Source organism: Blastomonas natatoria (assembly GCF_003201955.1).
Taxonomy (GTDB): Bacteria; Pseudomonadota; Alphaproteobacteria; order Sphingomonadales; family Sphingomonadaceae; genus Blastomonas; species Blastomonas natatoria.
Window position 1 is genome coordinate 1 of the sequence record NZ_QJJM01000016.1, and the last position, 15,020, is coordinate 15,020.

10 protein-coding genes are annotated in these 15,020 nt (G+C 62.1%); 4 read left to right on the forward strand and 6 right to left on the reverse strand.

Annotated features, from left to right (window positions below; all coding sequences use genetic code 11):
• Positions 1-403: 403 nt before the first annotated feature.
• The 3 genes from C7451_RS16610 to C7451_RS16620 form a co-directional block, all read right to left on the reverse strand.
• The gene (locus tag C7451_RS16610) at positions 404-1,495 is read right to left on the reverse strand and encodes an energy transducer TonB (protein WP_110300032.1); all 1,092 of its coding nucleotides are present in this window, start codon (positions 1,493-1,495) and stop codon (positions 404-406) included.
• A 59-nt stretch (positions 1,496-1,554) separates the two neighbouring features.
• Positions 1,555-3,072 carry a S10 family peptidase gene (locus C7451_RS16615; protein WP_110300033.1) on the reverse strand — a complete coding sequence of 506 codons (1,518 nt, stop codon included), beginning with the start codon at positions 3,070-3,072 and terminating at the stop codon, positions 1,555-1,557.
• A 92-nt stretch (positions 3,073-3,164) separates the two neighbouring features.
• Positions 3,165-4,679 carry a hypothetical protein gene (locus C7451_RS16620; RefSeq protein ID WP_146215397.1) on the reverse strand — a complete coding sequence of 505 codons (1,515 nt, stop codon included), beginning with the start codon at positions 4,677-4,679 and terminating at the stop codon, positions 3,165-3,167.
• A 199-nt stretch (positions 4,680-4,878) separates the two neighbouring features.
• On the opposite strand from C7451_RS16620, the gene queF reads away from it, so the two are divergent.
• Positions 4,879-5,337, forward strand: a complete 459-nt coding sequence (queF, locus tag C7451_RS16625) for a preQ(1) synthase (protein WP_110300035.1) — start codon at positions 4,879-4,881, stop codon at positions 5,335-5,337.
• Here queF and C7451_RS16630 read toward each other — a convergent pair whose 3' ends face one another.
• Positions 5,338-6,417: a phytase gene (locus tag C7451_RS16630; RefSeq protein WP_110300036.1), complete on the reverse strand. Its 1,080-nt coding sequence runs from the start codon at positions 6,415-6,417 to the stop codon at positions 5,338-5,340.
• A gap of 187 nt (positions 6,418-6,604) precedes the next feature.
• Between C7451_RS16630 and C7451_RS16635 the strand changes: the two genes are divergently transcribed.
• Together C7451_RS16635 and C7451_RS16640 are read left to right on the forward strand one after the other, a co-directional pair.
• Positions 6,605-8,959, forward strand: coding sequence for a TonB-dependent receptor plug domain-containing protein (locus tag C7451_RS16635; RefSeq protein WP_110300037.1), 2,355 nt, complete (start codon positions 6,605-6,607; stop codon positions 8,957-8,959).
• A gap of 84 nt (positions 8,960-9,043) precedes the next feature.
• A complete protein-coding gene (locus tag C7451_RS16640; RefSeq protein WP_110300038.1) occupies positions 9,044-9,448 on the forward strand; it encodes an acyl-CoA thioesterase in 405 nt (134 codons plus the stop codon).
• 12 nt (positions 9,449-9,460) lie between these two features.
• On the opposite strand, the gene C7451_RS16645 is transcribed toward C7451_RS16640, so the two are convergent.
• A complete protein-coding gene (locus C7451_RS16645) occupies positions 9,461-10,591 on the reverse strand; it encodes a DUF3667 domain-containing protein (RefSeq protein WP_110300039.1) in 1,131 nt (376 codons plus the stop codon).
• Positions 10,592-10,726: 135 nt separating this feature from the next.
• On the opposite strand from C7451_RS16645, the gene C7451_RS16650 reads away from it, so the two are divergent.
• Positions 10,727-12,010: an enoyl-CoA hydratase-related protein gene (locus C7451_RS16650; RefSeq protein ID WP_110300040.1), complete on the forward strand. Its 1,284-nt coding sequence runs from the start codon at positions 10,727-10,729 to the stop codon at positions 12,008-12,010.
• Between the two features lie 465 nt (positions 12,011-12,475).
• Here the strand turns inward: C7451_RS16650 and C7451_RS16655 are convergent, their stop codons facing one another.
• Positions 12,476-14,794 carry an EAL domain-containing protein gene (locus C7451_RS16655; RefSeq protein WP_110300041.1) on the reverse strand — a complete coding sequence of 773 codons (2,319 nt, stop codon included), beginning with the start codon at positions 14,792-14,794 and terminating at the stop codon, positions 12,476-12,478.
• Positions 14,795-15,020: the final 226 nt, after the last annotated feature.

Below are 15,020 nucleotides of genomic sequence, written 5' to 3' on the forward strand. Positions count from 1 at the left end.
ATCTGCTCTTCTGAAAACCTTGCACGCTTCATCGTCTGTCATTCCTTCAGGCCAGACTCTAATCGTTCGTGGAGGAAAATCAGGGGGTCACGTCAGTGATTGCAACAGTGCATCGCGAGACTGACGCCTCCTCGACGGGCGGGGAGGCAAAGGCCAGAACGAGACTCAAGATCATTTTGCAATGCTACATCATGCTGGAAAGCACCACCAGAGGGGCGTCCGGAATCCACCCAATTTCGGTCATAGGGCACATCCGCACCGCATCCCGAAACTTGACGGGCAGCTATCCGTCGCTCCAGGTTCGGGTCACCAAAGCCTGAAGCGGGCAAGACAATAGGACGCAGGATGCGCCGATCCGGCGGTCATGCCCGGTCATTCGGACAGGTGCTGCGGGTTCCGCCTGCTATTCTCCGCTGCCGGGGTCTGCGCTCATGACGAACTTGACCTTCTCGATGCACCCGACATGGCCCTGCCGGGTTTCGGCCTTTGCGCTTCTCAAGACAGCGACTGCCTGCTTGCCGAAGTCCTCGCTGGGCTGGCTGACTGCGACCTGGATGTTCGCAATCTCGCCCCAGGGCGCGACATCGTAGGTCACGATCGCCCAGCCCTCGATGGCGCGGCGACGATAGGTCTCCGCAAAGACCAGATTGGGTCTGACGGTCCATCCATGATCGTCGGGGCAGGTGGATCCGGCCGGCAGAAAATCCTTTTCATCCGGCGCGGGCGGCGCAGGAAGCGGGGCGGGGGTACGCCAATAGGGGTACCGGCAGCCCTGAACGCCGCCCTTGTAATAGCGTGTTTCCGCAACCGCCTTTTCGCTGGCGCGGTCGAGCGCCGCATTGCCCGTTCCGTCAATGGTGCGCACGTTGGTGGTGACGCCGGTTTCGTCGATGTCATAGCCGATCAATGACCAGTCGCGAACACCCGGCGTCGCGGGCAAAGCCTTGAAATCGGGAAAGACCCTGGCTTTCAGGCCGAGCGCCCGTTCATCGCGGCAGGTGCTGCCCGCATAGAGCCGGTCCCAGGCACCCCTGGGCAACGGGCCGGCTATAGCATTGATCGAATAGGCGGTGAGATCGCCGATGGGGGCGGTTTCGACGCTCTGCTGGCTGGCCGTATAGGCGACCGAGCAGTCGGTATAGCCTTGGCCAGCGGCAAAGCGCGATGCAGCAAGTGCAGGGGCGATCTCTCCCGAACCATAGCCACGGCTTTCCTTGCCGGTTCGGCGGATATTGAACGTCCTGCCGCTCGAATCGATATCGAACGCATAGGTGATCGGCGCACCTGACGGATCGTTGCCCCAGGCCAGCGAGGCCAGCGGGCGTTCCAGCAATTGCGGCACGAGCCGGGTTCCCCGACAGCGGATCTCACCGGGCGTCCATGTGACGAGCGAGCGCTGCTGACGTGGCGAAACGCTTCCTTCGGCAACGCCCGGCGCCGGCGGCGGAGTGAGCAGCACCTCGGCGAGCAGCATGACGGGCAACAGTTTTTCCATTCTGAAACAATGCCTCAGAACTGTTGCGGCAACAAGTCACCCGCGTGCGGCTCGTCCGATTACCGTCTCCGGATGAAGCCGCGAATATCCCGCGACAATTTGGTGAGGTCGGTCTCGTTCACATACATCATGTGGCCGGCATCGTAGCTGGTATATTCGATCCGGTCGGCAGGGATTCCGGTGCGGGTGAGCGAGAATTCGGCGCCGAAGAACGGCGTTGCGAAATCGTACCAGCCCTGGGCCACCAGGACGCGCAGACCGCTATTCTCGCGCAGGGCGCGGCCGATATAGGGCGCGACATTCTTGTAGTAGCGCGATTCGCCGCCATTGCCGGGCAGGTCCCAGTCCCAGTCGCGCACGCCGCCGATGGTCACATATTGCCGCTCGGGGCTGAATTTGAGCTCCTGCCTGACATAGGCGTTGAGCGCCGCGGTATAGCTGCCGTCGATGCCGTAGAAGCTGGGATCGTTGTCGGGAGTTTCGCCGGCATTGTCATAATCCTTGCCGGTGTAGCGCGCATCGAGGCGGCCGACGACCAGACCGCGATCGCGCAGCAGTTCCTTGTAGAAGCGGCCCGGCGTCACGCGCAGGTCGGCGCTTTCGAGATACTGTTCCGACAGGCCGGTATAGCGCGCGAGCTTGGCGCGGATCGCCGCCCGCTCCTCGCCGACCAGCGCGCTGCCTTTCATTAGCGCGGGAAGATATTCGTTGGTGGCGAAGGCCTTGGCTTCGGCCGCGAGCGCAGCAGGCCCGGGACCCGATGCCGACGGCGTCGTCTTGCCATGATAGAGCGCAGTGACCGCCATGCTGGGCACCATCAGCACATAGGGCATCTCGTTGCCCGGAACTTCGGCCTGTGCGCCGAAATCGAGAATTGTCGAAATCAGCAGCAGGCCGTTCAGTGATACATCGTTATAGCTGCCCTCAAGCTCGTTCGCGACGGCGGCGGTGCGGGTTGTGCCATAGCTTTCGCCGCCGAGGAACTTCGGCGCGTTCCAGCGGCCATTGTCGCTCAGCCACTGACGGATGAACTGCGCCACCGATTTGGCATCCTTGGTGACGCCCCAGAATTCCTTCGGGTCGGTATCGCCCAGGGCGGTCGAAAAGCCGGTGCCGACCGGGTCGATGAACACGATGTCGGTGACGTCGAGCAGGCTTTCGGGATTGTCGATCAGCCGATAGGGCGGCGCGCCGTCATCGCGGCCATCATTGGGAATGGCGACGCGCTTGGGGCCGAAAGCGCCCATGTGCAGCCAGAGCGAGCCCGATCCGGGGCCACCATTGAACAGGAAGGTAACCGGGCGGTTCGCCTCAGGCGCATCCTTGACATAGCTGACCGAGAAGATGCGCGCCCTGGGGTTGCCCTTGTCGTCCTTCAGAAAGGTGTCGCTGGCGGTCGCGGTATAGGCGACGCGCTGCCCGCCGAAGGTGCCGCTGTGTTTCGTGATCGACACCATCGGCTCGACCTTCGCGGGGGCCGCCTTTTCCTGCGCCTTGCCGCCATCCTGCGCGACGAGCGGAAGGGGCGAAAGACACAGGCACAGGGCCAGGGCGGACGAAGCGAAGCGGTTGCGCATGAATGGAAGGCCCTCTCAGCTCGGAATCAACATTCCGTATACGTTTCAGCTGATTGGCATGATCGCCCCATGCTTGGCAAGCAGTGGCGCGATCAGGCTGGCTGCAACGGCCGCTGACCGATCGCAGTGAACCGGCGCGGACCGAGATCGAGCCTCAGCGGTCCGACCCGCGGGCCGGGCGGCGTGCTTTCCTCGCCCAGCACGAACGACTGGGTGACCGCATAGCGCGTGCCATCGGGGCCATCATAGCCAATCCAGATATGCACCAGCGGCACGAACAGCAGCCGGCCCTGCATCGCGATCGGCTCGATCTGGTTGAGCGGCAGGCGGATCTGCCCTTCGCAGCGCTGGGTGCTGCCGGGGTCGATATCGGCGATCTTCTGCAGATGCGGCAACAGGCTGTCCCCGCGCATCGGATCGACTGTCGGCGGCATGCCCTTGCGCGCCTGCACGATGGCACCATGCAGCGCGATGTTGCTGACCGGAATGTCGGCCATGTTGGTGACGCCCAGATGATAGCGTGCCACTGCGTTGACCAGTGTTACGTCGATGCCCAGCGTCGCAAAGTCGAGCAGCAGGCGCGGAACAGCCTGGGCTTCGGTCTGCCCGCCAAAATCATGGCGCTGCGGGGTGCCCTTTGCCGCGCCGAGCGAGGTGGAGGTTCCCGCAGCGGAATCGGCCAGCGCCGAGTCGGGCAGGATGGCCTCCATTTCGTCCTCCTCAGGCGGCGGCGTGACGGGGGCACGCGCAAGCGAAGGCTGCGGCTGCGGCGGAGATTGGGGCGATGGCGGCGGCGGAGACGCAAGCGGAGCAGCCGTAGCGGCTCGCCAATTGCCTGCCATCTCGTCCGGATTGAACCTTGGCTGCATGTCCGACCCTGCCGGCCGCAGCGGCGGTGGCGGAGGTGGAGGCGCGGCCGCTGGCTGCGGATTGCGCAGGGGTGGGGTCGGGACAGTCGCTGCCGGTTGCAGGTGCGCAGGCGATCCTGCATCGACGGCCTGGCCGGGCTTGCGTTGGCGCAGACCCATGAAAATCAGGCTGACCAGCGCAAGCGCGCCGGCAGCGGCCCACCACCAGATCGAACCGTCGTCCTCCGCAACCGCCGGATCGGTCTCGGGCGCCATGGCGGGATCGGACCCTGCCGTTCCCGGCAATTCGGGAAGCGGCAGCGGATCGGCGGCGGGTTGCTGCTGATCGGCTGCTACCGAGCCAGCCGGATCGGCCGAGCTGACGGGCGTATCGGGTGCAGGCGCCGGTGCAGGCGTTGCTGCTGGAACCTGCGGGCGCGGCTGCTGGCGCGCCTGGGCCGGGGGCTGCCCTGCTGCAGGCCGCGGTGGGGTGCTGCGGGGGCGCTGGCTTTCCTGCGGACGCGGGGTCTGCTGACGCGGAACGGGTGTGGGGGCAATTGTCGGCACCGGCGGGCGCGGCGCGGGCTCGGCTGGTTGATCTGCGCGGCGAGGCGGCGAGGATTCCGCATCGACCGGCCCCTGAACGTCGGCAGGCGGCTGTTGGCCTGGCTGCGATCCTGCAGGCAGGGAAAAACTGCCAGGCGCATTGTCCTGCGCCAGGCCGGTCGTGGCCATCGCCATCAGGCTCAACCCGAGCATCACAGCTGTCAATTTGCGGCCGTCGTGATTCATGCCGACAAGATTCCCCACATAGCTCGATCGACCGGCACGTTTCTGGCCGGACCTGCAAAGCTGACCGTCCCCATCATAGCCCGCCGCCACACGCGTCGCGCGGTTAATCGGCGCTGAATGCAGGCCGGGAGATGACATCAGCCGTGCGCCGCATTAGATGAGGCGCATGACCGATCAACCCCAAACACGCTTTCTGGGCAAAGACAGTCCCATGCCGACCTCTCCCGAAGAGGCGGTGCTGGACTATGTGCCCAACCCTCGTCCCGGCAGGCCGTATCTGGTGCGCTTCACCGCGCCCGAGTTCACCTCGCTCTGCCCCGTCACCGGCCAGCCCGACTTCGCGCATCTGGTCATCGACTATGCGCCCGACAGGGTGATGGTCGAATCCAAGTCGCTGAAGCTGTTCCTTGGCAGCTTCCGCAACCATCAGGCATTCCACGAGGACTGCACCGTCGGCATTGCCGAGCGGCTCCATGAAGAGATGCAGCCGCACTGGCTGCGCATCGGCGGTTACTGGTATCCGCGCGGCGGCATTCCGATCGACGTGTTCTGGCAATCGGGCGAACCGCCTGCGGGGCTGTGGCTGCCGCCGCAGGATGTCCCGGGCTATCGCGGACGGGGCTGATTACAGCCCCAGCGCGGCGAGGATCGCGGCCCAGCTCACCAGCTTGAAATTCTGCGTGCCGCCGCCGTTGTCGCCGTCCTGCGCGATGAATACCCCCTGTCCAAAGCCGGGGCCGTAATCGCCGACCGCCAGCTCGATCCCGTCGGTTTCCGACGTGCCGTCGATCGCGCCGCCATTGATGCGGAAACGGCCGAGCAGCTTGCCATTAGCCGTGTCGAACACGGCATAGGCATTGTCGCCCTGGCTCGATGCGACGAGCAGGCTGCTCTCGCCTTCACGCGTGGCCAGTGCGAGGCCCTCGACATCGGCGACGAGCTGCTTGCTGTCGGCTGCGGCGAACAGCACCGGTGCGGCTGCCGGGCGAGCGGGGTCGATTTTCCAGATGCCGACATCCTCTTCGCCGACATAGAGCGCGCCGGTGGCCGGATCGATGACGCAGCCCTCGATCTGGGTGTTGAGCTTCCAGGTCGCGCCTGTGCTGTGCTCGACCTTCCCGCCCTTGTGGGTGATCCGGATCTCGCGCACGGTGCCGTCCTTGATCGCGGCATAGGCAGTCATCGCATCTGGCGCGCCGACCGTGGCGACGCGGGGAGCGCCGGTCACGCACACGCCATAGCCTTCGCCCGCACCGCTCGGCACGCTGGCGAGTGGCGACAGCGCGCCGGTCGCCGGATCGAGCAGGAAGAGTGCGAGCCTGGAATTGACCGGATCGGTGCGGTCGCTGGCGATGACGACGATACCATGGTCGCCCGCGAACAGTGTCACGTTGTTGTAGCGGCCGGTCAGCGATGAACCGCGCACCGTGCCGTCCATGCCATAGACATAGAGCCCGGCTTTCTTGTCGGTGCCGATGATCAGGCTGGCAGATGGATTGGCCGGATTGCGCCAGATCGCCGGATCGTCCGCCGCATCGGCATTGGCGGTGCCGACCGGCACCGTCTCTACGGTCGCGGGTACATCCATGGCGGGCAATGCATTCGCGATTCGCGTCTCGATCGGGATTTCCTTGGGCGCACAGGCGCTGGCCAGCAGAGCAAGGGAGACCGCCCCGAACAGGGAGGCGTAAGAACGAGCGGCCATGAATGGAAATCCTTTGTCGTAATCAATGTGCGGTAGGTGCCCGCTGCCACGCTGATATGGCGGGTTGATGACAGTTTTGTGCAAGAACTGACCCCAATCTGCAATGAAGACGTCATCCATCCGTCGCTGACCACTGATAGCGGCCGCCCAACACAGCCAAATCGGCTGTCCGATTCGGGGGGTTTTCATGTCGGTTATTTTCGGTTCTGTCCGTGCCACGCGCGTCGCATTGTGCGCCAGCATTGCTGGTCTTGCCATGTTGCCGGCGTTGGCGATGGCGCAGGAAAATGTTGCTGCGGAAGAGCAGCCGCGCAGCGACGCCGAAGGCGCCATCACGACATCGCAGGATATCGTGGTGCAAGGCCAGATCGGTTATCGTAACCGCGTCGATGGTGCTGAACCGGTGCTCGAATATGGTACCGAGTATTTCCAGCGCTTCGAGCCTCTGACTGCAGGCGATGCGCTCAAGCGCGTGCCATCGGTAACCTTCCTGTCCGATGTGATCGAGAGCGACGGGCCGCGTCTGCGCGGTCTGCCGCCGGGCTATACCCAGATTTTGATCAACGGGGAGCGCGTTCCTGGCGGCCAGGCCGACCGGTCGTTCTTCCTCGACCGTATCCCCGCAGAACTGATCTCGCGAGTCGAGATCGTGCGTTCAAACTCCGCCCGCCGCACGGGTGATGCGGTCGCCGGCTCCCTGAATATCGTGCTGCGTGACGGTTATCAGCTCGACGGCGGATATGTCCGCGGCGGCACGCTCTATTATGACGACGAGGAATTCGAGCCCAGTTTTGGTGCGGTGTTCGGCGGCAAGGTCGGACCGGGCCGTCTGCTGATAGGCGGCAATTTCCAGGGTCGCCACAATCCCAAGCTCAAGTCGAGCCTGCGCTACGGCGATTCACCCGAGAACAACCCCAATTTCGCGACGGACGATTTCGACAATCGCGAGGACCAAACTGATACTCGCGACGGCAAGGACTATTCGCTCAACGCGACCTACGAGATCGACGGCGGAGACACCAATTTCCAGATCCGCGGCTTCTATGTGCGAACTGATCGCACCGAGACCGAGCGCAGCTATGAATATGACGATCCGACCGCGATCACTGGCCCGGTTCCCGCAGGCAATCTGCTGACCGACAATGCCAATGTGAACGAGATCGATCAGGAAAATTACACGATCGACGGCAAGCTTTCGCACGAATGGTCGGCGGGCAAGACCTCGTTGCGGATCGGCTATGCCAACTTCACGGACAAGCAGCGCGAAACCGAGTTCGAGATCGACTTCGATCGCGCGACGCCCCGCTTTACCGGCGATCTTACCGCTACCGACATCGATGACAGCGAATTCACGGTCAAGCTGGAACATGCTGCCGATGTCAGCGATGAGATCAAGCTCGTCTTTGGCGGTTTCTACCAGGACAAGGACCGCGACACTGCGATCCTGACCGTACGCAACCGCTTCAACGTGGCGGCGGCGCGCAACTGGAACCAGTTCCAGCGCAACCCCGAGGAACTGAATACGGGCTTCGGCGCGCTGGATGAAACGCCGGGCGGCGTGAATGCGATCGAGGAGCGCCGTATCGACGGTTTTGCTCTGATCGAAGGACGCCATGGCGGCTTCTCCTGGGAAGCTGGCTTGCGCTATGAAACGACCGATCTCAACATCGTCGATGCAACCGTCGCGGTTGGCGCGGTTCAGGGTAATGATTACGAGAAGCTGCTGCCCTCGGCCTCGTTCAAATACGATATTACCGATCGCGACCGGATTATCGGCTCGGTGGCGCGGACCAACCGCCGGCCCGAATTCAACTTCATCTCTCCGGCTTTGCTGGAAGCGGAACTTGGCGACAACGACCTACTGGGCAACCCGCAGCTCGATCCCGAAACCGCCTGGGGCATCGATCTGGGCTATGAACGGCGCATCGGGCGGGGTGGCATTGTCGGCATCAATTTCTTCTACCGCGATGTGAAGAACCTGATCGAACTGACCAACACCGGTGTCGAGGGTTCGGAAGGAGACGGCACGTTCGTCTTCCAGCCGCTAAACGTCGGCGATGGCAAGGTCTATGGCGTCGAATTCGACATGTCGACCGACCTCGGCTTCCTTGGCCTTCCCGATACCGGGATATTCGGCAACGTATCCTATCTCGACAGCGAAATCACCGATATCTTCGGCGAACGGCGTTTCAACGATCAATCGAAGTTCGTCTACAATTTCGGCGCGATTCAGGATCTGAAATCCATTGGTGCAGCCTTTGGTGCAACCTATCGCAAACAGGGTCGCGCCTTTGGCCGGGTGATCGGCGAGGAAGTCACTACAACCTACGGCGCCGATCTGGAAATCTTCATCGAGAAGCGGTTCGGCAAGAGCTTCACGATCCGCGCCGTCGGATCGAACCTGCTCAATGGCAAGAAGCGCGAGGTGTTCAACAAGTTCACCACGGTCGAAGATCAGATCGATCGCAGTTTCGACGAATACGAACTGGAATCGGAGGAAGCCGGTCCCGTGTTCCAGGTCATCGCCCGCTACGCTTTCTGACATCGGGGTGGAATGCCGGGGGCTCGCCGCAGCCTCCGGCATTTGCCGCTTCCGTAAACCTGCGCAAACCGCTACATGTCAGCCATGCCTGAATCCGCCGCCATCCGCCACGACCACCCCATCAGCGTTGACCCATCCGAGATCGACTTCATGGGTCATGTCAACAATGCCCACTACCTCAAATGGGTGCAGGATGCGGTGATCGCGCACTGGCAGAATATCGCGCCGCCTCAGGCGGTGGCCGAGCATCTGTGGGTCGCGCTCAAGCACGAGATTACCTATCGCAAGCCCGCTTTCCTCGACGATCAGGTGATCGCATCGGTCATGCTGGAAAAGGTGCACGGTGCGCGCGCGTTCTACGAGACGATCATCCGCCGCGGCGAGGATGTGCTGGCTGAGGTCAAGTCGAGCTGGTGCTGCCTCGACGCCGAAACGCTGCGGCCGGCGCGACTGGCCGAGGATATCAAGCGCCGCTTTTTTGGTAGCTGACCGTCCGACTGGTCAGCCGATCAGCCCCAGGTTGATCAGGATCGTGAGGAACAGCAGCACCACGATACCCGTGCAGTTCAGCAGCAGGAACAGCCGAAAGACTGCGCCGATCCGCGAGCTGCCATAGGCGTGGCGCAATTGCCGGTACATGTGGAACGGTGCGTAGAACAGCGCCGCCGTGGTCACCAGTCCTGTTGCTATGTTGAACTTCCACGACAGTGTCACCACGATGAACAGCAGCGACATGAACGCGATCGAATAGGTGGTGAACACCGCATGGTCGTAGAACCGGTGGCCACGCTTGCCGATCGTCGCCAGCCAGACGAACGGGATCGATAGCGGGATCAGCAGCCAGGCGAACTTGTAGCCATTGGACTGGATCTTGTAGAGAAGGAGCTCTGGGTTCTTCTTGGTCTTGGCCGCCAGCTTGTTGATCCAGGCATCGAAGGCAGGCACGCCTGTATCGACCTTGGTACCAAAGTCGAATGCGTCGGCGAGGCTGTCTCCGCTGCTGTCGATGACTCCGGGGTATCGCGGCTTGCCTTCGATCGCGAAGCTCATGCCGTTGATCTCGGCCTTCAAGTCCCTGATCTGCATATCGAGCTTTTCGCGCTGTGGATCGTCGGCAGGCAACGCTTTCAACCGGGCCTCGCGTTCCGCGACCTTCTTCTCGAGCGTCGCGATCTCGCTTGCCACGCTGGCGCGCCAGTCGGTCCCGCTTATTGTCGCGCCCGCCGCCTTGTCGCCGGTGAAATCGGGCGAGCCGACATAGGAGAAGATTGCGAACATCAGGAAGATCGAGAACAGGAACAGCGCCATCGGGCTGATGAACCGCGCGCGTTCGCCATGGATATAGCGGCGCGTCAGATGCCCCGGCTGCCAGGCGAGCAATGGCAGTGTGTTCCAGAACTTGCCGTCGAAGTGCAGAACCCCGTGCAGGATGTCATGCCAAAAGGCGGAGATGGAGCGGTGAACATGCGCAGCCTGACCGCACTGATGGCAATGCGGACCAGCGAGCAGGGTACCGCAATTCAGGCATTTGCCATGGCCCTCGGCGCTGGCTTCGCCTGCATGCGGCTCGGCCGTCCGTGCCCATAGGCCGCCTTCGGCGATCGATCCTGCCACTTCGAATTCGCCGCTCATGTCCGTCTGTGCCCTGCCGCCCTGATCCCGACTGTCATCCTACAGACCGCCTCGAAACCGGCCAAGCAAATTGTCCCGCATTTCTGCAGCATTTGGCGTTGCGCAGTCTCCCTCGCCAGCGCTAGGGCAGAAGCCATGGCCCATTTCGATCCCAAGACCTATCGCAATGCTCTGGGGCAGTTCGCCACCGGCGTTACCATCGTCACCACGCGCGATGCGCTGGGTCTTCCGGTTGGCGTCACGGCCAACAGCTTCAATTCGGTCTCGCTCGATCCGCCATTGATCCTCTGGTCACTGGCTCGTTCGGCGCGATCCATGGCGGCGTTCGAACAGGCCGAGAGCTTTGCGGTGCACGTTCTGGCCAGCGATCAGGACGATCTGGCCAATCGCTTTGCATCGCGCGCCGAAGACAAGTTTGCCGGGCTGGATATCGGCGAGCAGGGACCTCCTTTCATCCAAGGCTGTTCGGCGCGACTGATCTGCAAGACACGGCACCTGTACGAGGGCGGCGATCATGTGATCATGGTCGGCGAGGTCATCGATTATGAGAGCGACGGCAAGCCCCCGCTGCTCTTTCATGGCGGTGCCTATGCCGACCGCGTTGCGCGTGAAGCGGCTGCAAGCGCTCCGCCGGTATTGTATTCCGTCGATGGACGCATTGCGACGATCACGCTGAACCGACCCGAAACCCGCAATGCCTTGTCGGAAGAAGTCATCGGTGCGCTGGTTGCGGCTTTGGAAGTCGCCGATGGCGATCCTGCGGTCGATTGCGTTGTCCTGACCGGGGCAGGGCCGGGGTTCTGCTCGGGCGGCAATATCAAGCAGATCAAGGCGCTCACCGCCGAGCAGCAGATGAGCCCGATGCAGCTTGAAAACTGGTACAAGACCCAGATCCAGCGCATTCCGCTGACGATGGAACGGATGTCGGTGCCCGTGATAGCGGCGATTCGAGGGCATGCGATCGGTGCTGGCTGCGATCTGGCCTGCATGGCCGATATCCGCATCGCATCGGATGACGCAGTATTTGCGGAGAGCTTCCTGCGCGTCGGCATCATTCCTGGCGACGGAGGCGCCTGGCTGCTGCCGCGCATCGTTGGGCTGGCCAGGGCTAGCCAGATGATGCTGACCGGGGAGTTCATCGATGCAGCCAGGGCCGAGCGCTATGGTCTGGTGTCCGAGGTTGTGCCTGGCGATGCGCTGATCGAGCGCGCCATGGCACTGGCGCAGATGGTCGCGCAATTCCCGCCGGCTGCGATCCGCAAGACGAAGCGGCTGATAAAGGACGCGCGCGACGTCACGCTGGCTGAGCATCTCGATCAGGCGGCCATCTGGCAGGGCGTTCTGCAACAGATGGACGATCACCGCGAGGCGATCGACGCGATCCTCGAGAAAAGAGCGCCTCGCTTTCAGGGCAAATAAATCCATCCGCTTCCGAATAGGGATAGATGACCAAGCCTTGCCGTCTGCGCGAGGGCGAACCTTTTCGAATCAGTACTGGTTGCTGACTGATACCATCGCCCGTCGGAACGCCTGCGGACTTGCGATGCGAAAGTGGTTTTCCCTCAACCCTTCGCGACAATAAAAATGGCCCCGATCTTCCGATCGGGGCCACCTGATTGAAATTTCGAGCGAAACTTCGAAATCAGTCGCTCCAGCCGCCGCCCAGGAGCCAGTCCCAGAATCCGCGCACGGGCTGTTTGGTACGCTTTGCCATTTTTAGCACTCCATTTCGGGCGCGAATTACGAAATGCGCCCGAAATCAAGGTTACCAGAATGTAAAATGGTCAACAAGCCATTAACCAATGACATTGCGCACATCGGCACGGCCCGCCCTCGGCAGGGGTTGCAAGGGTCAGTACTGGATGGGACCGGTCCGAAGGGCGCTCAGGCGGCCTGTGCGGCGGTGTGATCGGCAAGATATTCGACGAGCGCTTCAAACGGCATCGGGCGGCCGATCAGATATCCCTGGGCCTTGTCGCAGCCCATCTGACCGAGCAGCTGGAGCGTCTCGTTGTCTTCGACGCCTTCTGCGACCACCTCTTCACCCAGCGAATGTGCCAGCTCGATCGTGGAATTGACCATGATTCGGTCGGATCGGCTCGACACGAGCATGCGGACGAAGCTGCGATCGATCTTCAGTTCGGTAGCCGGGCAACGCTTGAGATAATCGAGAGTGGAAAAGCCGGTGCCGTAGTCGTCTATCGAGAGCTGCAGGCCTATGCTGCGCAAGTCGCGCAGTTCCTGCATCGCCGCATCTGCGCTCGACATGGCGGCGGTTTCAGTGATTTCCAGAATGAGCCTCTCTGCCGGAAGTCCGTGGCGCCGCAAGGTCTGCACGACCATCGGCTTTAGGTTCGCATGCCCGATCAGACGGGGCGACAGGTTGACGGCCATGTCGAACTTGCGGCCATCCCGGTTGAGGCTGGCGGCGACCTGCACGGCGCGGTTGAGCACATGTTCCGTCAGTTTCTCGATGCGATCATGCCGTTCGGCCGCCGTGATGAATTCTTCGGGGTTGATTGGACCCTTTTCGGGATGGGTCCAGCGCACCAGGGCCTCCGCCCCGCAGATTTCGCCCGAAAGCAGGTCAAGCTTGGGCTGGAACGCGACCCAGACTTCGCCATTGTCGATGGCGGCGTCGAGTTCGCCCAGCATCGTCACGCGCCATTCGGTGGCTTCAAGCTTGGTTGGATCATAGACTCGCCAGTGCTCGCCCGCATTCTGTGCTTCCTGACAGGCCAGAAGCGCACTCGACATCCGGCTCTGGATCGAGCGGCCGGGGTCGGCGTCGACCCCGAATGCGACGCCCAGATCGATCAGGCGGCCCGACACGTTGGCAGGGCTGCGGAAAATCGCGCTCAGGCCAGCAAGCTGATCGCCGACATTGTTGATCGATGTTCCGGGCACCAGCCACATGAAGATGCCTTCGTCACCATGATAGACCTTGCAGCCGCCATTGCCGAGCGAGAGCCGCAGAATGATCTGTTCGACCAGTTCCTTCTCGGCGGCCACGGGCAGGGCCGTTGCCGCTTCGGCATAGTTGTGGATTCGCGCAGCGATCAGGCCGTCTTGGGTGTCCGCCCCCTGCGCACGCAGGGCGTTCAGATTGGGATGACCGGAGACCTCGTTGACCATGCCGCGCTCGTCGAAGCGCTGGCGATGCGATCGCCATGCAAGATGGCCCATCGAACCGAGCATCAGGACGGTCGCTGGCATGATGGCCGTGTAATGCCCGGCGGATTCGAGCAGAAACGGCAGGCCCAGCGCGCAGGTCGGCAGCAACACCAGCATGCCGAGAACCAGGGGTGTTCTGGAGACCCGCATCATCATCGCTGTCACGGCAAGGGCGAGCAGGAAGGGGACCCACCAACCATATGTACCCGGAGCGCCTGCCAGAAGGGTCTCGGCCGCAAGCGCTGTCACGAAGACACTGGATGACGGGCCATGACCCGGAACTGAATAGCGATTGCCTATTCCATTCGAGTTGACCCCTATCACGATGTCATGACCACGCACGCGAGAGACGACAGCATCGCCCCGTAGTATCTCACTCGCACTAATATAGGGGAGTGATCCCATTGCGATCGAGTAATCGATTGGAAACTCTTCTTCTACTCCGCCAGATATGCCGGAAATGACCGAAGGTACAGACGGGACAACCAGATCACCAACTCGATTCGCGTATCGGCCAGACCAGACAATGTTGTAACCATTGATCCAGACATTCGTGCTGACGAGATGTGAGAACCGCCGTGTTTCGGGAGGTGGAATCAAAGGAATGCGTTTACCTGTGGCCGCTGCCTCTGAAAAGGCTGCGACAAGATGGACTTTGCCCGGATGATCTTTCAGGGCTTCAACCAGTCTGGGAGAGCCAGGATCATTCTTCAGGCCCTTTATCGGGAAATCAAAGAATATCCGGTTTGCGCCGGCCGCGCGCAGATTGTCGATCATGCGGGCATAGCGATCGGCGTCCCACGGCCATTCACCAACTTCCTGCTGTGCCAGATTGTCGATGCCCACGACGACCACCTGGCCGCTCGCATTGTGTTCGCGCATCTTGTTGCGCGCGATCCGGAAGATGTCGTCGAGCGGTTCACCGAATTCCGCCAGCCCGAACAGCAAGCCGGAAACGAGCGTCCAGATGAGCAGAATGCGCATCGGGCTCGCTGTTCGGTTGCTGTTACGAGTGGCGACGGATTTCATGTGGTTACTTCCTCGTACACCGTCATACCCTTCACCCGGTTAACCAAATGCAAACTTGCCCCGTATCGGAGGCTTCATGCGCCTGATGCATCATGGGGATAGGATGCTGCTGACAGTTCGGGCCGTGGCAGAGCCTCCAGGAGCCAAGGCATTGACCTGTCGACGTTTATTTCACCTCCCAAAAGTCTGGCCGTCCTTGCGCGCTGGATGGCCGCTCGGCCAGCTG